Annotated in this window: 18 protein-coding genes and 1 pseudogene; 12 read left to right on the forward strand and 7 right to left on the reverse strand. The window is 68.3% G+C overall.

The window, feature by feature from the left end; all coding sequences use genetic code 11:
• From JHD63_RS10445 to JHD63_RS10455, 3 genes and pseudogenes are all read left to right on the forward strand, one after another.
• Positions 1–145 (forward strand): annotated as a pseudogene (locus JHD63_RS10445) (ribulose bisphosphate carboxylase small subunit); the annotation flags it as partial.
• On the forward strand, positions 145–1,083 hold the full coding sequence (gene cbbX, locus JHD63_RS10450) for a CbbX protein (RefSeq protein ID WP_370590468.1): 939 nt from the start codon (positions 145–147) through the stop codon (positions 1,081–1,083). The pseudogene JHD63_RS10445 and the gene cbbX, both read left to right, overlap by 1 nt.
• 1 nt (position 1,084) lies before the next feature.
• Positions 1,085–1,864, forward strand: coding sequence for an HAD-IA family hydrolase (locus JHD63_RS10455; protein ID WP_198970686.1), 780 nt, complete (start codon positions 1,085–1,087; stop codon positions 1,862–1,864).
• Between the two features lie 136 nt (positions 1,865–2,000).
• On the opposite strand, the gene JHD63_RS10460 is transcribed toward JHD63_RS10455, so the two are convergent.
• From JHD63_RS10460 to JHD63_RS10490, 7 genes are all read right to left on the reverse strand, one after another.
• Positions 2,001–2,288, reverse strand: coding sequence for a hypothetical protein (locus JHD63_RS10460; RefSeq protein ID WP_233167921.1), 288 nt, complete (start codon positions 2,286–2,288; stop codon positions 2,001–2,003).
• Positions 2,289–2,300: 12 nt separating this feature from the next.
• Positions 2,301–2,795, reverse strand: coding sequence for a TspO/MBR family protein (locus JHD63_RS10465; protein ID WP_198970687.1), 495 nt, complete (start codon positions 2,793–2,795; stop codon positions 2,301–2,303).
• The gene (locus JHD63_RS10470) at positions 2,792–4,009 is read right to left on the reverse strand and encodes a geranylgeranyl diphosphate reductase (RefSeq protein WP_198970688.1); all 1,218 of its coding nucleotides are present in this window, start codon (positions 4,007–4,009) and stop codon (positions 2,792–2,794) included. Before JHD63_RS10470 ends, JHD63_RS10465 begins: the two co-directional genes overlap by 4 nt.
• A 4-nt stretch (positions 4,010–4,013) precedes the next feature.
• Positions 4,014–5,357 carry a BCD family MFS transporter gene (locus JHD63_RS10475; RefSeq protein ID WP_198970689.1) on the reverse strand — a complete coding sequence of 448 codons (1,344 nt, stop codon included), beginning with the start codon at positions 5,355–5,357 and terminating at the stop codon, positions 4,014–4,016.
• The gene (gene chlG / locus JHD63_RS10480; RefSeq protein ID WP_198970690.1) at positions 5,354–6,238 is read right to left on the reverse strand and encodes a chlorophyll synthase ChlG; all 885 of its coding nucleotides are present in this window, start codon (positions 6,236–6,238) and stop codon (positions 5,354–5,356) included. Before chlG ends, JHD63_RS10475 begins: the two co-directional genes overlap by 4 nt.
• Positions 6,239–6,302: 64 nt before the next feature.
• Positions 6,303–7,742 (reverse strand): transcriptional regulator PpsR, encoded by a 1,440-nt coding sequence (gene ppsR / locus JHD63_RS10485; protein WP_198970691.1) that lies wholly within the window; start codon positions 7,740–7,742, stop codon positions 6,303–6,305.
• 78 nt (positions 7,743–7,820) lie between these two features.
• Positions 7,821–8,984, reverse strand: a complete 1,164-nt coding sequence (locus JHD63_RS10490) for a cobalamin B12-binding domain-containing protein (protein WP_198970692.1) — start codon at positions 8,982–8,984, stop codon at positions 7,821–7,823.
• 174 nt (positions 8,985–9,158) lie between these two features.
• Between JHD63_RS10490 and bchF the strand changes: the two genes are divergently transcribed.
• Genes bchF through puhB form a run of 9 tightly spaced genes read left to right on the forward strand, consistent with a single transcriptional unit; the run spans position 9,159 to position 20,971 of the window.
• A complete protein-coding gene (bchF, locus tag JHD63_RS10495) occupies positions 9,159–9,653 on the forward strand; it encodes a 2-vinyl bacteriochlorophyllide hydratase (protein WP_370590469.1) in 495 nt (164 codons plus the stop codon).
• Positions 9,650–10,951 carry a ferredoxin:protochlorophyllide reductase (ATP-dependent) subunit N gene (locus tag JHD63_RS10500; protein ID WP_370590470.1) on the forward strand — a complete coding sequence of 434 codons (1,302 nt, stop codon included), beginning with the start codon at positions 9,650–9,652 and terminating at the stop codon, positions 10,949–10,951. Before bchF ends, JHD63_RS10500 begins: the two co-directional genes overlap by 4 nt.
• A gap of 17 nt (positions 10,952–10,968) precedes the next feature.
• Positions 10,969–12,534, forward strand: a complete 1,566-nt coding sequence (bchB, locus tag JHD63_RS10505; protein ID WP_198970694.1) for a ferredoxin:protochlorophyllide reductase (ATP-dependent) subunit B — start codon at positions 10,969–10,971, stop codon at positions 12,532–12,534.
• Complete coding sequence (locus JHD63_RS10510; protein ID WP_233167925.1) at positions 12,506–16,309, forward strand: magnesium chelatase subunit H; 3,804 nt, start codon at positions 12,506–12,508, stop codon at positions 16,307–16,309. Before bchB ends, JHD63_RS10510 begins: the two co-directional genes overlap by 29 nt.
• Positions 16,306–17,238 carry a ferredoxin:protochlorophyllide reductase (ATP-dependent) iron-sulfur ATP-binding protein gene (gene bchL, locus JHD63_RS10515; protein ID WP_198970695.1) on the forward strand — a complete coding sequence of 311 codons (933 nt, stop codon included), beginning with the start codon at positions 16,306–16,308 and terminating at the stop codon, positions 17,236–17,238. The genes JHD63_RS10510 and bchL overlap by 4 nt, the downstream gene beginning before the upstream one ends.
• 20 nt (positions 17,239–17,258) lie before the next feature.
• Positions 17,259–17,984 carry a magnesium protoporphyrin IX methyltransferase gene (gene bchM / locus JHD63_RS10520; protein WP_198970696.1) on the forward strand — a complete coding sequence of 242 codons (726 nt, stop codon included), beginning with the start codon at positions 17,259–17,261 and terminating at the stop codon, positions 17,982–17,984.
• Positions 17,981–19,462, forward strand: coding sequence for a BCD family MFS transporter (locus JHD63_RS10525; protein ID WP_198970697.1), 1,482 nt, complete (start codon positions 17,981–17,983; stop codon positions 19,460–19,462). The genes bchM and JHD63_RS10525 overlap by 4 nt, the downstream gene beginning before the upstream one ends.
• A 46-nt stretch (positions 19,463–19,508) precedes the next feature.
• Entirely contained in the window at positions 19,509–20,279 is a 771-nt protein-coding gene (gene puhA, locus JHD63_RS10530) for a photosynthetic reaction center subunit H (protein WP_198970698.1), read from the forward strand.
• Entirely contained in the window at positions 20,276–20,971 is a 696-nt protein-coding gene (gene puhB, locus JHD63_RS24560; RefSeq protein WP_198970699.1) for a photosynthetic complex putative assembly protein PuhB, read from the forward strand. The genes puhA and puhB overlap by 4 nt, the downstream gene beginning before the upstream one ends.
• Positions 20,972–20,973: the final 2 nt, after the last annotated feature.

Here is a 20,973-nt window from a genome sequence, read left to right on the forward strand (position 1 = left end):
CTTCATCGTGAACCGGCCCTCCCGGGAGCCCGGCTTTCGCCTGGTGCGCACCGAGGCGCCGGGGCGCACCATCCGCTACGGCATCGAGAGCTATGCGGTACAGGCCCGCCCCGAGGGCGAGCGATACACCACGCCCGCGCCATGATGCCGCCCATCGCCCCGCCCGAGACGGCGGGCCAGAAGCTCACGCCCGCCCAGTTGCTCGACGCCTCCGGCGCGAAGGCCGTGCTCGCGCTGCTCGACGACGAGCTGATCGGCCTGGCGCCGGTCAAGGCCCGCATCCGCGACATCGCGGCCTTGCTGCTGATCGACCGCCTGCGCGCAGAGCAGGGCCTGCAGACCAGGCCGCCCTCGCTGCACATGTGCTTCACCGGCAACCCCGGCACCGGCAAGACGACGGTGGCGCTGCGCATGGCGACCATCCTCAAGCAGCTCGGCTACTCGCGCACCGGCCATCTGGTGGCCGTGACGCGCGACGACCTGGTCGGCCAGTTCATCGGCCACACCGCACCCAAGACCAAGGACATCGTCAAGAAGGCCATGGGCGGCGTGCTCTTCATCGACGAGGCCTATTACCTCTACAAGCCCGAGAACGAGCGCGACTATGGCCAGGAGTCGATCGAAATCCTGCTGCAGACCATGGAGAACCACCGCGACGATCTGATCGTGATCCTGGCCGGCTACAAGGACCGCATGGAGACCTTCTTCCAGAGCAACCCGGGCATGGCCTCGCGCATCGCCCACCACATCGACTTCCCGGACTACAGCGAAGAAGAGCTGATGCGGATCGCGGAGCTGATGCTCGAACAGCTCGACTACCGTTTCGACGACGGCGCGCGGCGGGCGTTCGCGCAATACCTGGCCCTGCGCCGGCAGCAGCCGCACTTCGCCAATGCGCGCTCGGTGCGCAACGCGATCGACCGCATTCGCCTGCGGCACGCGACGCGCCTGTTCTCGATCGACGCGGTGCCGACTGCCGAGGATCTCAGCACGCTCGGCGCGCAGGATATTCTCGTCAGCCGCGTCTTCGCAAACGCCGCGGCGCCCCCGGCAACGCCGGCGCCCCAACCCGCAGGAGCCTGACATGCCGCTCTACGCCTTGATCTTCGACGTGGACGGCACCCTCGCCGACACCGAGGAGGCGCACCGCGTCGCCTTCAACCTGGCCTTTGAACGGCACGGCCTCGGCTGGCACTGGAATACGTCCGAGTACCGCGAGCTGCTAAAGGTGACCGGCGGCAAGGAGCGCATCCGCAGCTACATCGATGCGCTGCCTCTGGCAGAGGCCGAACGCGCCCGCCTCAGGCCCATGGTGCGCGACATCCACATCGACAAGACACGGCTCTACAGCGCCCTCATCAGGGACGGCGGCGTTCCCCTGCGCGCCGGCGTCGCGCGCCTGCTGGACGAAGCAACGGCGCTGGGCTACAAGCTCGCGATCGCGAGCACTACCACCGCGGTCAACATCGACGCTCTGCTGGAGGCAACGCTAGGATCGCGCGGGCTCGACATGTTCGCCGTAATCGCATGCGGCGACCAGGTCGCGCAGAAGAAGCCAGCGCCCGACATCTACCAACTCGCATTGCGCGGACTCGACCTGCTGCCCGAGCACGCCGTCGCTTTCGAAGACTCGCACAACGGGCTGCGCGCGGCCACGGCGGCCGGTCTCTGCACCATCGTCACGCCCAATTTCTGGACCGAGGAACACGATTTCGCGGGTGCCGCTCTGGTGCTTCCGCACCTGGGCGGCCCCGAGCTGCCCCTGCCCGGCGAGCCCGGCCGGCAACTGCGCAACGCTGCATGGCTCACCTGTGAGGATGTGGAACGCATAGCGGCGCGACACGCCAGCACCGCGGTGCATTGAGCCGTCCAGGCTGTCGGATCAAGAACGACGGAGAGAAGGCCCCATGCCGACCGGCGGTAATACACTCTCACCCAGTATCATGCGGCTTGTCTAGCGGCGCCACAAACAGCTGGCGCGCTGACCTTCCTGAATCTGGTCAACGCGTCGAAGCCGCGCCGGACCAGCGTTTCCACATGTCCACACCATGGGCCGCGCCGGCGGCCGTCAACCACAGCACGATCCAGAGCGAGTCGCTGCCGCCCACGGCGCAGCGGAGGGCAGCCATCAGGCACAGGCCCGAGACCAGGTTGAGAAGATAGGCGCCGGGTCCGAGGCCGCGGCCCGTGAGGCGGTGATGCACGAGCAAGGCCGTGCCTTCGATCGCGGTGAGGATGATGACGCCATCCAGCAGTCGGACGAGGTTCAATAAAGTGTCCACCGGCATGAGTGCGCGTATTCAGCCGAAGGGCCCGTTGAGCCGCACCGTCTCCCAGTTCAGGAGCGCGGCAATCGCAACCCACAGCAGATAGGGCAACAGCAGGACGGCCGCCAGCCTGGACACGCGCCACAGCAGCAGCACCAGCGCCAGGACCGACAACCAGAGAAACGGCACTTCGATCAAGGACCAGTACGGGCGGTGCAAGCGGAAGTACAGCAGGCTCCAGAACACGTTGAGAAAGCCGTTCAGCGCGAACAGCGCCAACATCCACTCCCGCACGCTGCCCGGCGCGGCGCGGCGCCAGCCGATGACACCGGCGGCGGCGGCCAGCGCGAAGATCAGGGTCCAGATCGGACCGAAGGCCGCGTCCGGCGGCTTCCACGCGGGTTGCTTCAGGCCGTTGTACCAGGGCCCCAGATCGGTCATCAAGGCCCCCAGCATCGCCACGAACAGCGCGGCGGCTGCGGCCACCGCCACCGGCTTCCAGAGGCGCTTGCCGCGCGATCCGGTCATACCCGCGCAAAGCCCAGCAGATGCGCGAGGTCCTTGAAGAAGATGCGCACGTGGGCCATGGGCTTCTTGCGCACCAGCACCTTGTTCATGTAGGACTCGAAGGTCAGTTGCTGCACGTCGCGGTCTTCGCAGATCTTCACGAAGCGCTCACGGCGTCGATCGGTGCAATACCAGAACCACTGCATGATGCCCAGCACGCGAAACACCGTGCCGTGCGCCTTCATGAAGCGCCGCCTGGCCTGTCTCAGGCAGCGCGCAGGAGCACCTTGCAGCAGTTGCGCCACCGCCTCGGCCGCAAGGCGCCCGCCGGCCATCGCGTAATAGATGCCCTCGCCCGACGCTGGCGCAACCACGCCTGCGGCGTCGCCCGCGAGCACGACGTCGCGGCCGTTGTCCCAACGCGGCAACGGCTTCATCGGCAACGGCGCACCTTCACGGCGCAAGGTCGAGGCCTCGGACAGGCCCGCCGCCGCGCGTAACTGGCCGACCGCCGTGCGCAGCGAGAAACCCTTGTCGGCGCTTCCGGTGCCGATGCTCAGCGTGTCACCGTGCGGAAACACCCAGCCGTAGAAGTCCGGTGACAGCCGCCCCTGGTAATAGACGTCGCAACGCGATCCGTCGTAGCCCTCGGGTTTGACCGCCGGCGCGCGCACGATCTCGTGGTATGCGAAGACATAGCGCACCGCGTCGGCGCGCGGGATCGCCTCGGCCGCCACGCGCGAGCACGCCCCATCGGCGCCAATCACGCTGCGCGCTCGCACGCGGCCAGGATGCGTTCCGGACTTGAGGCGTTCGGCGCGGCCGGCGTAATGGACCACGCTCACGCCATCGTCGTCGCGCGTCAGGCGTTCGAAGCTGCCGATGCGCCGCACGGCGCCCGCCTGCGCCGCGCGCTCGCGCAGCCATTCGTCGAAGACTTCGCGGTCGACCATGCCGACGAAGCCGTTGTCGATCGGGATGTCGACGCACTTGCTGCTCGGCGCCACCATGCGCGCCGAGCGCGCCTTGGCGACCAGCAGATCGTCCGGTATGTCGAAGTCCTTGATCAGACGCGGCGGTATCGCGCCGCCGCAGGGTTTGACGCGCCCGGCACGGTCCAGCAGCAGCACGGAATGGCCCTGCCTGGCCAGATCATGCGCCGCCGTCGCGCCGGCGGGGCCGCCGCCGACGACCACCACATCGAAGGTCTCGACATCGGACTGCAGTTCATTCATGACATCACCTCGCTTTCAGGCCAGCCTCGCCGACACTCAAGGAAACGGGTCGGCTAGCCGGTTCGCGCCCGACTTTTCCGGCCAGGCCAGCCGCAACAACGAACAGCGCGGCTTCGGCCGCGAAGACCGCGGCGTAGGCCATGCCAGGCGTGCCGATGAAGGCCCTGGCCAGGTCACTCGCGGCGGTACCCAGCAAGCCTCCAAGCCCGAAGGCCACCGCCTGCGCCGCGCCCCACAGGCCCATGCGCACGCCTTCGCGCGAAGCGCGTCCTTCGCTGGCGAGGGCCATCATCGCGGCGATGGCGGCGATCGAGAAGGCGCCATTGGCCGCACCCAGCAGGAAGACGTTGGCCTTGAACGGCCACGACGTGCCGACCATGCCGGCCGCCACCAGCCCCAGCAACGCGACGGCCGATACCAGGCAGCCGCCGATCTGCCAGGAGCGCAGCGAACCGAAGCGCTGCCCGTTGCGCCCACGGCCGGCCAATGCGGCCGCGACCATGCCCAGCAGCACCCCGGCGTGCTGGATGCCCGAGAGCCGCGTCGATTCGCCCGGCGTGAAGCCCAGCGCCGAGCCCGCGAAGGGCTCCAGGATCAGGTCCTGCGCGCTGTAGGCGAGCATCGAGATGAAGACGAACAGCGTGAAGCGGCGTGCCGCCGGCTCGGCCCAGACCTGAGCCAACGCCTCGCGAAAGCGGACACCGGCGGCCGCTGCCTTCAGCGGCGCCGGATCGGTGCCCGGCGGCACTGCCCCGCCTTCGATACCGTTGATCGCCACACAGGTCAGCACGAAGGCCGCGATCGACACCGCGGCGCTGACCGCCATCAGCCGTGAGGGCGAGAAGGGGTCGAGCAACGAGCCGGCCACACCGGCGGTGATGGCGAAGCCGGCGATCATCATCAGCCACACCGTGGTTGCCGCGGATGCGCGCTGCGAAGCCTCGACACGCTGCGCCAGCAGCACCAGCAGCGAAGTCCCGGCCGCGCTCACGCCGATGCCCAGCACCGCAAAGGCCAGCACCGCGGCAAGTACGCCCGCGAACGGATGGCTCGCCATCAACGCAGTCGCGCAGGCCGCGCCGAAGCCACCCGCTCCGAGCAGCGCCATGCCACCGATGATCCAGGGGGTCCGCCTGCCCCCGCTGTCCGAGCCATGGCCCATGCGCGGGCGCACCACCTGCACCAGGTAGTGCAGCGCTACCAGGGCCCCGGGCAGCAGCGCCGGCAGGGCCAGCTCGACCACCATCACACGGTTCAGGGTCGAGGTGGTCAACACCACCACTGCGCCCAGGCAAGCCTGCACCAGTCCAAGCCGCAGGATCGCCGGCCAGCCGAAATCCGTCTTCATGGGGCACTCCCGGCGCCGCGCAGTGCGAAGGCGCTGATCATCATTCCGCTGACGAAGACCGGCACGCCGAAACCGCTGTACCAGAGCGCGCGCTCTCTGACATGCTGGAGAAAGCGGTCCATCAGCACTAGTTGCAGGACGATCAGCAGCGCAATCGCCACCGCGTGCCCTGGCCGGTGCCAATGCACCAGCAGCAGCACCACCACCCACTGCGGCAGCGCCATGAACCAGCAGGCCACGCGCGCCGCACGCTGCGAGCCGAGCTGCACCGGCAGCGAACGCACGCCCATCAGCCGGTCGCCCTCGACTGCCTTGAAATCGTTGAGCGTCATGATCCCGTGCGCGCCAATGCTGTAGAGCAAAGCCAGCCACAGCGAGCGGCCGTCGGGCAGAGCGCCACCGGCCATGACCGCCGCACCCGTGACCCAGGCCAGGCCCTCGTAGCACAGGCCGCAGGCCGCATTGCCCCACCAGCCGTTCTGCTTCAGCCGCAACGGTGGCGCGCTGTAGGCCCAGGCCAGCACCAGACCCAGCACGGCCGCGAGGAAGGCCCAGCGTCCGAGGAAGGAGGCCCAGACCAGCGACAGCAGCGTCCAGCCGATGGCGACATACAGGCCCCACCGGCCCGGCATGCGGCCCGAGGGAATCGGACGCTGGGGCTCGTTGATCGCATCGACGTGCCGGTCGAACCAGTCGTTGACCGCCTGGCTGCTGGCGCAGACCAGCGGGCCGGCCAGCACGATGCCCATGAGCGCGATGAACCAGCGCCCCTCAAGACTGACGCCGGAGGCCACCACGCCACAGGCGAAGGCCCACATAGGCGGAAACCAAGTGATCGGCTTGAGCAGCTCGGTAACCGCGGAAAGCGCTGGACGGGACATGCGGATGAGTTTGCCGCCTGACAGCCAAGACTGTCAATCTGGATTTACACCCTCCGTCGTCCGTCTATTGCTTCTCGCTTTCCTGAACGGGTTCTCCGAGCCCGTATCGCCGCAGCTTCACATACAGGCTCTGGCGCGAAACCCCTAGCATCTCCGCCGCGGCCGCGCGGTTGTCGCGTGTCAGATCGAGCGCGGCCTCGATGCACAACTGCTCGATGAGGTCAGTGGTCTCGCCGACGATGTCCTTCATCGGCATACGGCCCACCAGTTCGGACAGTTGGCCGGCAGAGTGCGGCAGATCCTTGGCCGCGCGCACCTCGATGCCCTGGCGGCGGCTGACGTCTCGGATGGTGAAGCCGAGGTAGGCACCATCGTCCTCCCGCACCAGCGTGGCGGAGATCTCGACGTTGGACACCAGGCCGTGCTCGCAGCGCAGGCTAGTGGGAAACAGCCGCAGCGAGCCACGCTGGCGCAGCGTGGAAATCAGCACGCTCAGCTCGACGCCGGTGCGCCCGATCCAGCGGCCGAGCGACTCGCCCCGCACCTGCTCCTCGTTGGCTAGCTGCACCAGTTCGACGAAAGCATCGTTGGCCGAGATGATCTGGCCGTTGATGTCGGTCACGACGATGCAGTCGGGCGCGCTCTGCATGATCTTGAGCAGCACGGCGTTGGCGTTGGCGCGGTCAGGCGCGACCACCTCGGCAGCCACGCGCGAGAGCCGCACCACCATCAGCACGCCGTTCTCCTGGCGAAAGATAGAGCCCGAGATGGTGACTTCGCCGCCACCGTCGGCCACGTGTGCCTGGACCTCCTCGGCCCTGCCGGCCGTGCGCAGAGCGGCGACCATCGCCTGCACCGGCGCGTTGCTGCGGGCGTCGAGCCCGACCGGGAAAGTGGCGCCGACCAATCGGCGCACGTTGTCGCCGAAGAGCCGCACCGCCGCAAGATTGGCTTCGACGATCTTCTGCGAGGCGACGTCGACGATGAGCACCGCGTCGGACACGGTCTGGAACAGTTGCCGGTAGCGCGACTGCGCGTCGCGAAGCTTCCAGTGGTCGTGCAGGTTTTCCTGCTGGGCATCGACCACGCTCTGCTGCAACGCCAGCATGCCGCGAAGGTCACGGCCGAAGACGACGATGCGGCCAATGTCGCGATAGCGTGCCTTGGCACGCAGCCTGATGGCTGCGCAACTCAGATGGAGATCACCGCCGCTGGAATTCCGATATGTGAGCTGTCGCCATTCGAGGGGATCTTCGGCCTGGGCACTGCGAAGAAGTGCCTCGGCACTCGCACGCGAATCCTTGGTGATGCTCTCGACCCAGGGTTTGCCTATCCAGTCTTCGCAACCCTGGTCATCGAGGCTGGAACTGCCAAGGGCCAGATCGCGCACGACACCGTCGGCATCGAGAATGAGCACCACATCGGACGACGCAGCGATCAACTGGCCGATCGGGCCAGACTGCAGGTCGCCTAGGTGCTTGGCGTGAGCCGTAAAACTCTTCATAGCTGAAAATCAGCATCTCTGGCATCGTGCTCTCTCGCATCGTTCTTCAAGGTGACCTTCTGGGTTCTGGCGCGGTTGTTAATGACTGTGCAGACGCAATGCAATCAGTCGTTCGGCATGGACAGGGGCCTTTCTCCCGTCGAGTCCGCTTGCATCGGCACCAACGAACTTTACACGCTCGGGATGCCCGGCAAAGATCGGCCCCCCCACCATCACCCGCACGTCCTTGTTACGGGAAACCAGCCTCACGTCCAGAATGGTGCGCCGCATCGGCTGCAGCCGCGTATCGCTGCCGGCCGCCAGACCGATGACGTCGAACCACTCGGTCTGTGCGAGGTCTACGGCGTTGCCGGCGCGCTGGCCATGGCCTCGGTCGACGTCCCAGCCGGCGTGATCGAAGAACTCAGCCACCATCGACAGGCCGAACGTCTGCTGCTCGCCTCCGGCCGGCAGCAGCAGCACGCGTCGCGCGTTGCCGCGAAACGGCCTTGGCTCGCCGGTCAGCGGCGGGCTCAACTCGTGCAGCAGCCGCTGCAGGCGCGCCAGACCGAGCGTGACATGCGCGAAATCGCAGAGATCGCGCGACCACAGGTAATTCAGGTGCTGTGCCGCAGGTGCCAGCAGGTCGAGGTAGATGGTATCGACAGACATGCCCCGCTGCCCGAGCACGTCTACGAAAGCCTGGGCCGGCAGAGACTCGCGGCCCATCACCAGATGGACGAAATCCTCGACGTCGCGGGCGGTGGGCCGCTGGCAGGCCGTGTGTTCGCCCAGGCCCGGTGGCAGGGGCTCGCGATGCACGTCCACCAGCCGGGGGATGATGTCGCATTCGAGTGTGCGGGTGAGCCGGGTATGGCGATCCGCCGCATCCTCCCGGGCCGCCCGGCCATTCAGTGCGTCATTCCACTGTTGTGCCGGCGGCGCCGTTGGCGACCATTCGTGGGCAGCGTCGGACGGCTGACTCAAACCTTCGAGATCCTGAGCTTGTCGAGCCACTCGGGGCATGGCTTGTCTCCTGATGGGGTTGTCTCTTTGCTGTTTTGTTCTTGACCGCGATGAATCATGACGCATGAAAACGCCGCTGTCGACCCTCGGATTCAGATCGGCGGCCTCCAGGGGGCGGCGCCAGCCCTGGGCGTCCTTGGAGCCGAAAAGCGGCAGGACATTGCTGGCGCGCGACGCTTCCCCCGGGCCAGCTTGGCACGGCGCGGCAGATCCAGCGGTGTCGCGAGGGTCCTTCATGGGATAGGCATGTAGTCGGACGAGCATGTCTTCGGTGCCATGATTCCGCGGCGCCGGTCGACTGTCAATTTATATTTACGTCCAATCCAGTTGACACACCGCGCGCGGCGATCTAGATTGACCGCCATGCGCAACCAGTCATCCCTGAACGGATCCAGTCTCGACGCGAGGCGTGTGCCGAGGCAACCGCTCTACACGGCCGAGGAGCGGCGCCGCCGCGATGCGTCGGGCTGGACGCTGGTGCAGGGCGTGCTGGCGCCGGTGCAGTTCCTGATCTTCGCGGTCAGCCTGGTCCTGGTGATGCGCTACCTGGGGACGGGCGAAGGCCACACGGCGGCGATCGTCTCGGTGGTGGTCAAGACGCTGGCGCTCTACGCGATCATGGTGACCGGCGCCATCTGGGAAAAGGTGGTGTTCGGCAAGTACCTCTTCGCGCCGGCCTTCTACTGGGAGGACATGTTCAGCATGCTGGTGCTGGCCCTGCACACCGCCTACCTGCTTGCGCTGGCTAGCGGCGCGCTCGGCGACCGGGCGCTGATGTACCTGGCGCTCGCGGCCTATGCGGCCTATGTCGTCAATGCCGCCCAATTCATCCTCAAGCTGCGCGCCGCGCGGCTGGACGCGGCGCGGCAATCGGGCCCCACGCAACCCACCGGAGCAGCCCTGTGAGCACCGCCGCCCCTGCCGTGATCCCGATCCGCGCACAGCCGCATGCCGACGGCTGCTCGGACGCGCCTGTACTGCGAGAGCGCGGCCAGCGCGAGGTCTTCTGCGGCCTGACCGGCATCATCTGGCTGCACCGCAAGGTGCAGGACGCATTCTTCCTCGTGGTCGGCTCGCGCACCTGCGCGCACCTGATCCAGTCGGCCGCAGGCGTCATGATCTTCGCTGAGCCGCGCTTCGCGACCGCGATCATCGACGAGCGCGACCTCTCGGGCCTGGCAGACGTCAACGAAGAACTCGACCGCGTGGTCACGCGCCTGCTCGCGCGCCGGCCGGAGATCCGGCTGCTGTTCCTGGTCGGCTCCTGCCCTTCGGAGGTGATCAAGCTCGACCTGTCCCGCGCGGCCTCGCGGCTGTCGAAGGTGCATTCGCCGCAGGTGCGCGTGCTCAACTACTCTGGCAGCGGGATCGAGACCACGTTCACGCAGGGCGAGGACGCCTGCCTGGCCTCGATGGTGCCGGGACTGCCTGCGGTGGCGACGCACGCCCCGGCGGAACTGCTGGTGGTTGGCACACTCGCCGACGTGGTCGAAGACCAGTTCGCCCGGCTGTTCTCGCAGTTGGGCATTGCGGTGCGCTTCTTCCCGCCGCGCCGAGCCAACGCGATGCCCGCGATCGGGCCTGGCACGCGCTTCCTGCTGGCCCAGCCCTTCCTCGCGGACACCGCCCGCGCGCTGGAGGAACGCGGCGCCGCCCGCATCGCGGCGCCCTTCCCGCTCGGCGTCGAAGGCACGACACGCTGGTTCGAGGCCGCGGCAGAGGCCTTCGGCATCGAGCACACCGCCTTCGAGAGCGCGACGGCACCGGCGCGCGAGCGCGCAACGCAGGCCCTGGCCAAACACCGCGCGCACCTGAGCGGCAAGCGCATCTTCTTCTTCCCCGATTCGCAGCTCGAGATCCCGATTGCGCGCTTCCTGTCGCGCGAGTTGGGCATGGTGCTGACCGAGATCGGCACGCCCTACCTGCACCGCCAGCACCTCGCGCAGGAGCTCGCGCTGCTGCCTGCCGGCACCACCTTGTCCGAGGGCCAGCACGTCGAGCGCCAGCTCGAGCGCTGCCGCGCACTGCGGCCTGACATGGTGGTCTGCGGGCTGGGGCTGGCCAACCCGCTGGAGGCCGAAGGCATGACCACCAAGTGGTCGATCGAACTGGTCTTCACCCCGATCCAGGGCTACGAGCAGGCGGGTGACCTGGCCGAACTCTTCACACGCCCGCTGGTGCGGCGGCTGCGGCTGGCCGCATAGACGAAGGCGCCACGACCATGCAGCTCACCCTCTGGACCTACGAAGGACCGCCGCACGTCGGCGCGATGCGCGTCGCCACCGCCATGAAGGACGTGCATTACGTGCTGCACGCGCCGCAGGGCGACACCTATGCAGACCTGCTCTTCACGATGATCGAGCGCCTGCCGCGCCGCCCGCCGGTGACCTACACGACCTTCCAGGCACGCGACCTGGGCGGCGACACGGCCGAACTCTTCCAGCGCGCGGCGCGCGAGGCCTTCGAGCGGTTCAGCCCGGCCGCGATGATGGTCGGCGCCTCGTGCACAGCCGAGCTGATCCAGGACGACCCGGGCGGACTCGCGCGCGCGCTGAATCTGCCCATTCCGGTCATCGCGCTCGAACTGCCGTCCTACCAGCGCAAGGAGAACTGGGGCGCAAGCGAAACCTTCTACCAGATGGTGCGCGCCCTGGCCGGCCCGCAGGTCCCGCCGCCCGGCACCGCGCGGGCGCCAAGGCCTGCAGGCCGCCGGCCCAGTTGCAACCTTCTCGGTGCCACCGCGCTCGGCTTCCGGCACCGCGACGACGTGCAGGAGATCAGCAGCCTGCTGAACAGCCTGGGCATCGACATCCACGTGGTCGCGCCGCTGCAGGCCAGCGCCGGCGATCTGGCCCGCCTGGGCGAAGCCGACTTCAACGTCGTGCTCTATCCCGAGATCGCCAACCTCAGCGCCCAATGGCTGCAGCGCAGCTTCGGCCAGCCGTGCACCCAGACCGTGCCGATCGGCGCCGGTGCCACGCGCGACTTCATCGCCGAGGTGGCGCAGCTCGCCGGCATCGATCCAGCCCGGGCGCTGTCCGACGCGCGCTCGCGCTCGCCCTGGTATGCGCGCTCGGTCGATTCGACCTACCTCACCGGCAAGCGCGTTTTCATCTTCGGCGACGCCACGCACGCGGTGGCCGCGGCCCGCGTCGCCGCCACCGAACTGGGCTTCACCGTCGTCGGCCTGGGCACTTACAGTCGGGAGTTCGCACGCGAAGTGCGCGAGGCGGCCAAGCAGTACGGGGTCACGCCTCTCATCAGCGACGACTACCTGGAGATCGAAGCCGCCATCGCGGCGCTGCAACCTGAACTGGTGCTAGGCACCCAGATGGAACGCCACATCGCCAAGCGCCTGGGCGTTCCGTGCGCAGTGATCTCGGCACCGGTGCACGTGCAGGACTATCCGGCTCGCTACTCGCCGCAGATGGGCTTCGAAGGCGCCAACGTGCTGTTCGACACCTGGGTGCATCCGCTGATGATGGGCCTGGAGGAGCACCTGATCGGCATGTTCCGCGGCGACTTCGAGTTCCATGAGGATGCAGCGCCCTCGCATCTAGGCCACGCCGGCACCGCCCCTGTCGCGCCTGCCGCCGAGGCCGTGCCGCAAGCGCCGGCCGAGACCGCCGCAGCATGGGCATCGGAGGCGGAAAAGGAGCTGCGCAAGATCCCGTTCTTCGTGCGCGGCAAGGCGCGCCGCAACACCGAGCGCTATGCGCTCGAGCGCGGAGTGCCGCTGATCACCATAGAGACCCTCTATGACGCAAAAGCCCATTTCAGCCACTGACAACGGCGGCGCAAACGCCCTGATGCGCGTGGTCATCGTGACCATGGACAGCCATCTGGCCAGCGCCACGGAGCGGGCCTGGCGCGGCCTGCGCAAGACGCTGCCCGACCTGCGGCTGAGCGTGCATGCAGCGGCTGAATGGAGCGACCGGCCCGAGGCGCTGGTGCGCTGCCAGGCCGACATCGCGCAGGGCGACATCATCATCGCCACCATGCTCTTCATGGAAGACCACTTCCTGCCGGTGCTGCCCGCCTTGCAAGCACGGCGCGACAACTGCGACGCCATGGTCTGCGCCATGTCGGCCGCAGAGGTCACCAAGCTCACGCGCATGGGCAAGTTCGACATGTCGGCGCCCAGTACCGGCCCCCTGGCCCTGCTCAAGCGCCTGCGCGGCAAGCCGGCCGACAACGCCGATGCGGCCAGCCGCACCACGGCCGGTGCGCAGCAGATGAAGACACTGCGCCGGCTGCCCAAGATCCTCCGCTTCATTCCCGGCACCGCGCAGGACGTGCGGGCCTACTTCCTGACGCTGCAGTACTGGCTTGCGGGCTCCGAGGACAACATCGCGAACATGGTGCACTTCCTGGTGGACCGCTATGCCGAGGGCCCGCGCCGCGCCCTGCGCGGCATGGCCAAGACGCACGAGCCGGTCGACTACCCCGAAGTCGGCGTCTACCACCCGCGCATGAAGCAACGCCTGGCCGACACCGCCGACGCGCTGCCGCGCGTGGCTCAGAGCGGGCAGCGCGGCACGGTCGGGCTGCTGCTCATGCGCTCCTATCTGCTGGCCGGCAACACCGACCACTACGACGGCGTGATCACCGCGCTGGAAGCCCGCGGCCTGCGCGTGATTCCGGCCTTCGCAACAGGGCTCGATGCGCGCCCGGCCATCGACGCCTTCTTTCGCCACGAGGGCCGCAGCCGCATCGACGCCCTGGTGTCGCTCACCGGCTTCTCGCTGATCGGCGGGCCGGCCTACAACGATGCCAAGGCGGCCGAGGACATCCTGGCCGCGCTCGACGTTCCCTACGTCGCGGTCACGCCGGTGGAGTTCCAGACGCTGGACCAATGGGGCGAATCGCCGCGCGGCCTGCTTCCGGTAGAAGCCACCATGATGGTCGCCATTCCCGAACTCGACGGCGCCACGGGCTCCATGGTCTTCGGCGGCCGTGGCAGCGCGGCGCGGATCGCCTGCACCGGCTGCGCCAACGCCTGCACCTTCGCCAACGAGACCGGCGTGCACGACATGCACAGTTGCATCGAACGCGCGGACATGCTCGCGGCGCGCGTGGGCAAGCTGGTGGACCTGCGGCGTGCCGAACGGGCCGAGCGCAAGGTCGCGGCAGTGATCTTCAACTTCCCGCCGAACGCCGGCAACACCGGCACCGCCGCCTTCCTCTCGGTCTTCGAGTCGCTCTTCAACACGATGAAGGCCATGCGCGAAGCCGGCTACGACGTGGCGCTGCCGGCCAGCGTCGATGCACTGCGCCGGCGCGTGATCGAGGGCAACGCCTCGAACTTCGGCGCCATGGCCAACGTCCATGCGCGCATCGCGGCGGACGATCACGTGCGGCGCGAGAAGTACTTGCGCGACATCGAGGCCCAATGGGGGCCGGCGCCCGGCAAGCAGCAAAGCGACGGCGCCAGCATCTTCGTGCTCGGCGAGCGCTTTGGCAATCTGTTCGTCGGCATCCAGCCGGCCTTCGGCTACGAGGGCGATCCGATGCGGCTGCTGTTCGAGAAGGGCTTTGCGCCGACGCATGCCTTCTCGGCTTTCTACCGCTGGCTGCGCGAGGACTTCGGCGCGCATGCGGTACTGCATTTCGGCACCCATGGCGCGCTCGAGTTCATGCCGGGCAAGCAGAGCGGCATGTCGGCCAAGTGCTGGCCCGACCGGCTGATCGGCGACCTGCCCAACTTCTATCTCTACGCCTCGAACAATCCGTCCGAGGGCACCATCGCCAAGCGCCGCGCCGCCGCTACGCTCATCAGCTACCTCACGCCGCCGGTGGCGACCGCGGGCCTGTACAAGGGCCTGGTCGAGCTGAAGAAGATGCTGGAGCGTTACCGGGGCCTGGAAAGCAGCGAAGGCGAAGTCGAGGAACTCGCCGGCATGATCCAGTCGCAGGCGGCCACGCTCGAACTGGCCGCGGCCGAGCCTGCGTGGGGCGATGACACGCAGGCGCACATCGTGGCGCTCAACCAGGCCGTGCTCGAACTGGAATACACGCTCATCCCCTGCGGCCTGCACGTGGTGGGCGAGGCGCCGAACGCGGCCGAGCGAACGGACCTGTTGCTGTCACTGGCCGAGGCGTCCCACGGCGTGCGACCACCGCGCGCCGTGGTGGAAGCAATCGTCGCGGGCCACACACCCGAAGCGGCGCTCGCCAGTCACGGGACCGAGGACAGCGCGGCACCCCTGCCGCTGCTGCGCGAACTCGCGGCGCTCGACCCGCTGCTGGCCGTCGACCACGAACTCGACGGCATCCTGCACGCGCTCGACGGCCGCTTCCTGCGCCCCGCGTCCGGCGGCGACCTGCTGCGCACGCCCTCCATCCTGCCGACCGGGCGCAACCTGCACGGCTTCGATCCCTTCCGCATCCCAAGCGCCTATGCGGTGAAGGACGGCGCGCGCCAGGCCGAGCGCCTGCTCGAGCGGCACCGGGCCGACGGCCACGCCTTTCCGGAATCGATCGCGCTCGTGCTGTGGGGCACCGACAATCTGAAGACCGAGGGCGGCCCCATCGGCCAGGCCCTGGCGCTGATGGGCGCCAGGCCACGCTTTGATGGCTATGGCCGGCTGGCCGGTGCCGAACTGATCACGCTGGCCGAATTGGGCCGCCCGCGCGTGGACGTGGTCATCACGCTGTCGGGCATCTTCCGCGACCTGCTGCCCCTGCAGATCAAGCTTCTGGCAGAAGCCGCCTTCCTGGCCGCGGGCGCGGACGAGCCGCTGGAAAAAAACTTCATCCGCAAGCACGCACTGGCCTACCAGGCCGAGCACGGCGGTGACCTGGAGACCGCGTCCCTGCGTGTCTTCGGCAACGCCGAGGGCGCCTATGGCTCCAACGTCAACAGCCTGATCGACAACAGCCGCTGGGAAGATGGTGACGAGATCGCCGAAACCTACAGCCGCCGCAAGGGCTTTGCCTACGGGCGCGCCGGGCGGCCGGTGCAGCAGCCGCAACTGCTGCGCAGCGTGCTCTCCGGCGTCTCCCTGGCCTACCAGAACCTCGACTCCGTGGAGTTGGGCGTGACCACCATCGACACCTATTTCGACACGCTGGGCGGCATCAGCCGCGCGATCAAGCGGGCCAAGGGTGACGACGCCGCCATGGCGCCGGTCTACATCGGCGACCAGACGCAGGAGGGCGGCAGCGGCACCGTGCGCACGCTGAGCGAGCAGGTGGCGCTGGAGACCCGCACCCGCATGCTCAATCCGAAGTGGTACGAAGGCATGCTCAAGCACGGCTACGAAGGCGTGCGGCAACTGGAGGTGCACGTGACCAACACCATGGGCTGGTCGGCCACCACGAACCAGGTGCAGCCCTGGGTGTACCAGCAGTTGAGCGAGACCTTCATGCTCGACCCCGCCATGCGCGAACGCCTGGCGCAACTCAACCCCACCGCCTCGGCCCGCGTCGCCAGCCGCTTGCTGGAAGCGTCGGAGCGGCATTTCTGGAAACCGGACGACACCATGCTCGCGGCGCTGCGGCGCGCTGGCGAGGAACTCGAGGACCGGCTCGAAGGTGTGTACGAAGGAGCTCCCGCATGAATGCTGTCACCGTCCCGTTCCCGGACATCAAGAAGCCCGGGCCTCGCCCGCCGCCGTCGTCCTCGCGCAGCGATGGCGAGGGCAGCGTGCAGGTGCGCCTGGACCCCGAGCTGAAGATCGGCAACGCCAAGGTCTTCGCGATCTATGGAAAGGGCGGCATCGGCAAGAGCACGACCTCCAGCAACCTGTCCGTGGCGTTCTCCAAACTGGGCAAGCGCGTGCTGCAGATCGGTTGCGACCCCAAGCACGACTCGACCTTCACGCTCACCAAGAAGCTCATGCCGACGGTGATCGACGTGCTCGAGACGGTCGACTTCCACGCCGAGGAACTGCGCGTGGAGGACTTCGTCTTCCCCGGCTACAACGGCGTGATGTGCGTCGAGGCCGGCGGCCCGCCCGCGGGCACTGGCTGCGGCGGCTATGTGGTCGGGCAGACCGTCAAGCTGCTCAAGGAGCATCACCTTTTGGACGAAACCGACGTGGTGATCTTCGACGTGCTGGGCGACGTCGTGTGCGGCGGCTTCGCGGCGCCGCTGCAGCATGCCGACCGTGCGCTGATCGTCACCGCGAACGACTTCGACTCGATCTTCGCGATGAACCGCATCGTCCAGGCCATCGGCGCCAAGGCGAAGAACTACAACGTGCGGCTCGGCGGCGTCATCGCCAACCGCAGCAAGGACACCGACCAGATCGACAAGTTCAACGCGCAGATCGGCCTGCGGCTGATGGCGCACTTCCCCGACCTCGACGTGATCCGCCGCAGCCGGCTGAAGAAATCGACGCTGTTCGAGATGGAGCCTTCGCCCGAGCTGGAAGCGGTGCAGAACGAGTACATGCGCCTGGCCGCCGCGCTGTGGCTGGGCGCCGAGCCCCTGCATGCGGTGCCCATGAAGGACCGCGACATCTTCGACCTGCTCGGTTTCGACTGAGCCCCCTGGGAAACAGAGCCATGGCACCCCTGAGCTACCTGCAACGACGCGGCGAGATCGAGACCTACTTCGACCGCACCGCCGCACAGGCCTGGGCGCGACTCACGTCGGACGCCCCCGTAGGCCGCATCCGCGCCAGCGTGCGCGCGGGGCGCGACCGCATGCGCGAGACCCTGCTCGGCTGGCTGCCCGCCGACCTGCGCGGCACGCGGCTGCTGGACGCCGGTTGCGGCACCGGCGCGCTGGCAGTCGAAGCGGCACGGCGCGGCGCGCGCGTGGTTGCCATCGACCTGTCGCCCACGCTGGTCGAGCTGGCGCGCCAACGGCAGCCCGCGGAGCTGGTCCATGGCGCGGGCCATGCCACCGGTGGCGGCCACGTCGACTTCCGCGCGGGCGACATGCTCGACCCGGCGCTGGGCCGCTTCGACTACATCGTCGGCATGGACTCGCTGATCCACTACCGCACGCCCGATGCGGTGCGGGTGCTCGCGGGTCTGGCGCAGCGGGCCGACCGCGCCCTGCTCTTCACCTTCGCGCCGAGCAATCCGGCCTTGATCCTCTTTCGGGCGGCGGGCCGGCTTTTTCCGCGCGGCAACCGCGCGCCGTGGATCGAGCCGGTGGCCGAGAAGTCGCTGCACCGCCTGCTGGCGGCCGAGCCCACGCTCGCGCACTGGCAGCGCGGCCGCACGCGGCGCGTGGCCAGCGGCTTCTACACCTCGCAAGCCCTGGAGATGGTGAGAGCATGAACACGGTCACGCGCCTGAACAACCGGCTGGCCAGCAAGTGGAGCCTGCTGGCGACGCGCTTCCTGCCTTTTGCGGACGTGGCCACGCGCGAGCTGCCGCTGGGCCGACTGATGCGGCTGTCGCTGTTCCAGGTGTCGGTCGGCATGGCGCTCGCGCTGCTCAACGGCACGCTCAACCGGGTGATGATCGTAGAGTTGCACGTGCCGGCATGGCTGGTGTCGAGCATGATCGCATTGCCGCTGGTCTTCGCGCCTTTCCGGGCCCTGATCGGCTTTCGCTCCGACCACCACCGCTCGGCCCTGGGCTGGAAGCGGGTGCCCTACATCTGGATGGGCACGCTGATGCAGTTCGGCGGTCTGGCGATCATGCCGTTCGCGCTGATCGTACTGTCGGGCGACACCAACGGGCCGGTGCTCTACGGGCAGATCGGCGTGGCCATCGCCTTCCTGCTGGTCGGCGCGGGCCTGCATACCACGCAGACCAGCGGCCTGGCGCTGGCCACCGACCTGGCCACGCCGGAAAACCGGCCGCGCGTGGTGGCGCTGCTGTACGTGATGCTGCTGGTGGGCACCATGGTCAGCGCCATCGGCTTCGGCGCGCTGCTGCAGGACTTCAAGCAGGTCAAGCTGATCCAGGTCATCCAGGGCGCGGCCCTGCTCACCATGGTGCTGAACCTGATCGCGCTGTGGAAGCAGGAGGCGCGCGTCCCATCGCGCACCCTTCCCATACCGGGGGAAGCACGCCCCTCGTTCCGCGAATCGTGGCGCGCCTTCATCCAGGGCGGACGTTCCGCGCGCCTGCTGGTCGCGGTCGGGCTCGGCAGTGCCGGCTTCAGCATGCAGGACGTGCTGCTCGAGCCCTATGGCGGCGAGATCCTGCACATGCCGGTGGCATCGACGACGCAACTCACCGCGATGATCGCCTGCGGCGCGCTGGCGGCCTTCGTACTCGCCGCGCGCTGGTTCCACCATGGCGGCGAGCCGCACCGGCTGGCGTCCATCGGCGTGGTGGTGGGCATCTTCGCCTTCGCGGCGGTGGTGTTCGCCGATCCGGTGGGCTCCCAGTTGATGTTCCGCTTCGGTGCGCTGCTGATCGGCTTCGGCGGCGGCCTGTTCTCGGTCGCCACGCTGACCGCCGCCATGAACCATGACACCGGCGCGCACAACGGACTGGCGCTGGGCGCCTGGGGCGCCGTGCAGGCCTCGGCCGGCGGCCTGGCGATCGGTCTGGGCGGCTGGCTGCGCGACGTCGTCACCTACCTGGCGTCGCAAGGCACGCTGGGCAGCGTGGCGTCGGGGGCGTCGATCGGCTACAGCGTCGTCTACTACATCGAAATCGTGCTGCTGTTCGCCACGCTGGTCGCCATCGGCCCGCTGGTGCGCACGCCACGGGACAGGCGGTCGCCCGCGCAACGGACCGCCGCCACATCCACGCCCGCCAGGCCCGGCAAGTTCGGGTTGACGGAATTTCCGGGCTGAGGGCCAAGCGCCCGAGCATGCACCCAAACCTCCAAGGAGACTCACCATGGGAAACGGAGCCATCACCAGCTACATCGACGTAGCGCAGATAGTCCTCTATCTGTTCTGGGCGTTCTTCGCCGGCCTCATCTATTACCTGCACCGAGAGAACAAGCGCGAGGGCTACCCGCTGGAGAGTGACCGCTCCGGCAGCATCCACGTGCAAGGCTTTCCCGGCGTGCCCAGCCCGAAGACCTACCGGATGCGCGACGGCCGCACGGTGCAAGCGCCGAGCTTCGTGCGCGAGGAGCGCGCGCTGGCGGCGGAGCCCAGCGGCGCCTGGCCCGGCGCGCCGCTGGAGCCGACCGGCAACCCGATGCTCGACGGCATCGGCCCCGGTGCCTGGGCGCAGCGCCCGGACATCCCCGACACCACGATCGACAACGAACTTCGCATCGTGCCGCTGCGCCACGCACCCGGCTTCGGCCTTTCGAAGAAAGATCCGAACCCGGTCGGCATGCCCGTGTTCGGCGCCGACGGCCTGGTGGGCGGCGATGTGGTCGATCTGTGGGTGGACCGCTCCGAGGCCGTCTTCCGCTACCTCGAAGTCGAAGTGCCGACCGTGACCGGGCCGCGGCGCGTGCTGCTGCCGATCAATTTTTCGAAGATCGACCAGCACCGCGTGCGCGTGCAATCCATTCTGAGCACACAGTTCGCTCTGGTGCCGGCCACGCGGCATCCGGACCAGATCACCCTGCTGGAAGAAGAAAAGGTCATGGCCTACTACGGCGGCGGCACGCTTTACGCGACGCCGCAGCGCCAGGAGCCGCTGCTGTGAAAGCCGCCAACTTCACGCCGACGGGCGGCGGCGAGGACCACGACTTCGAACCGGCCTATGGCCTGCCGGAGAAGCTGCCCAAGAGCGAACGCCTGCTGTGGCAAGGCTCGCCCGACTGGAAGCGGCTGACCCGCAGCGCGCTGCACGTGCGCGGCCTGGCCGTGTACTTCGCGGTGCTCATTCTCTGGCGCGGCGCCAACACCCTGGCCGGCGGCGGCGGCGCGCTCGACGCGCTGGTGGCCATGGCATGGCTGGTGCCGCTCGCCAGCCTGGCCATTGCCACGCTCCTCTTCCTGGGCTGGCTGGCGGCACGCACCAGCGTCTACACCATCACCGACCGCCGCATCGTCATGCGCGTGGGCATCGTGCTGACCGTGACCTTCAATCTGCCCTACAGCGCCATCGACTCCGCATCGCTGCACCAGAACGCCGACGGTACCGGCGACATCGCGCTGGCTTTGCGCGACGGTGCGCAGATTGCCTACGTGCACCTCTGGCCACATGCGCGCCCGTGGCATGTCAAGCGCACCCAGCCGATGCTGCGCGCGCTGCCGCATGCCCGCGAAGTGGCGGCGCTGCTGTCCGGCGCGCTGGCGGAGTCCGCCGGCCTGCCGCGGCGTGGACTGCATGCGGTCCCACCGGCCGCCGGCACGCGCGGGCCGGGCGAAGCGCCGCAAGCCATGACCGCCTGAGA

It is taken from the genome of Xylophilus sp. ASV27 (genome assembly GCF_016428875.1).
In the GTDB taxonomy this organism is placed as follows: Bacteria; Pseudomonadota; Gammaproteobacteria; order Burkholderiales; family Burkholderiaceae_C; genus Xylophilus.

Coding starts and splice junctions, on each gene's coding strand:
- ppsR (WP_198970691.1), bottom strand. CDS start 7,742: ATGAAGAGTTTTACGGCTCACGCCAAGCACCTAGGCGACCTGCAGTCT.
- JHD63_RS10525 (WP_198970697.1), top strand. CDS start 17,981: ATGAACACGGTCACGCGCCTGAACAACCGGCTGGCCAGCAAGTGGAGC.
- bchL (WP_198970695.1), top strand. CDS start 16,306: ATGAATGCTGTCACCGTCCCGTTCCCGGACATCAAGAAGCCCGGGCCT.
- JHD63_RS10510 (WP_233167925.1), top strand. CDS start 12,506: ATGACGCAAAAGCCCATTTCAGCCACTGACAACGGCGGCGCAAACGCC.
- JHD63_RS10490 (WP_198970692.1), bottom strand. CDS start 8,984: ATGAAGGACCCTCGCGACACCGCTGGATCTGCCGCGCCGTGCCAAGCT.
- JHD63_RS10475 (WP_198970689.1), bottom strand. CDS start 5,357: ATGAAGACGGATTTCGGCTGGCCGGCGATCCTGCGGCTTGGACTGGTG.
- JHD63_RS10470 (WP_198970688.1), bottom strand. CDS start 4,009: ATGAATGAACTGCAGTCCGATGTCGAGACCTTCGATGTGGTGGTCGTC.
- JHD63_RS10460 (WP_233167921.1), bottom strand. CDS start 2,288: ATGCCGGTGGACACTTTATTGAACCTCGTCCGACTGCTGGATGGCGTC.
- bchM (WP_198970696.1), top strand. CDS start 17,259: ATGGCACCCCTGAGCTACCTGCAACGACGCGGCGAGATCGAGACCTAC.
- JHD63_RS10455 (WP_198970686.1), top strand. CDS start 1,085: ATGCCGCTCTACGCCTTGATCTTCGACGTGGACGGCACCCTCGCCGAC.
- puhA (WP_198970698.1), top strand. CDS start 19,509: ATGGGAAACGGAGCCATCACCAGCTACATCGACGTAGCGCAGATAGTC.
- chlG (WP_198970690.1), bottom strand. CDS start 6,238: ATGTCCCGTCCAGCGCTTTCCGCGGTTACCGAGCTGCTCAAGCCGATC.
- bchB (WP_198970694.1), top strand. CDS start 10,969: ATGCAGCTCACCCTCTGGACCTACGAAGGACCGCCGCACGTCGGCGCG.
- JHD63_RS10465 (WP_198970687.1), bottom strand. CDS start 2,795: ATGACCGGATCGCGCGGCAAGCGCCTCTGGAAGCCGGTGGCGGTGGCC.
- cbbX (WP_370590468.1), top strand. CDS start 145: ATGCCGCCCATCGCCCCGCCCGAGACGGCGGGCCAGAAGCTCACGCCC.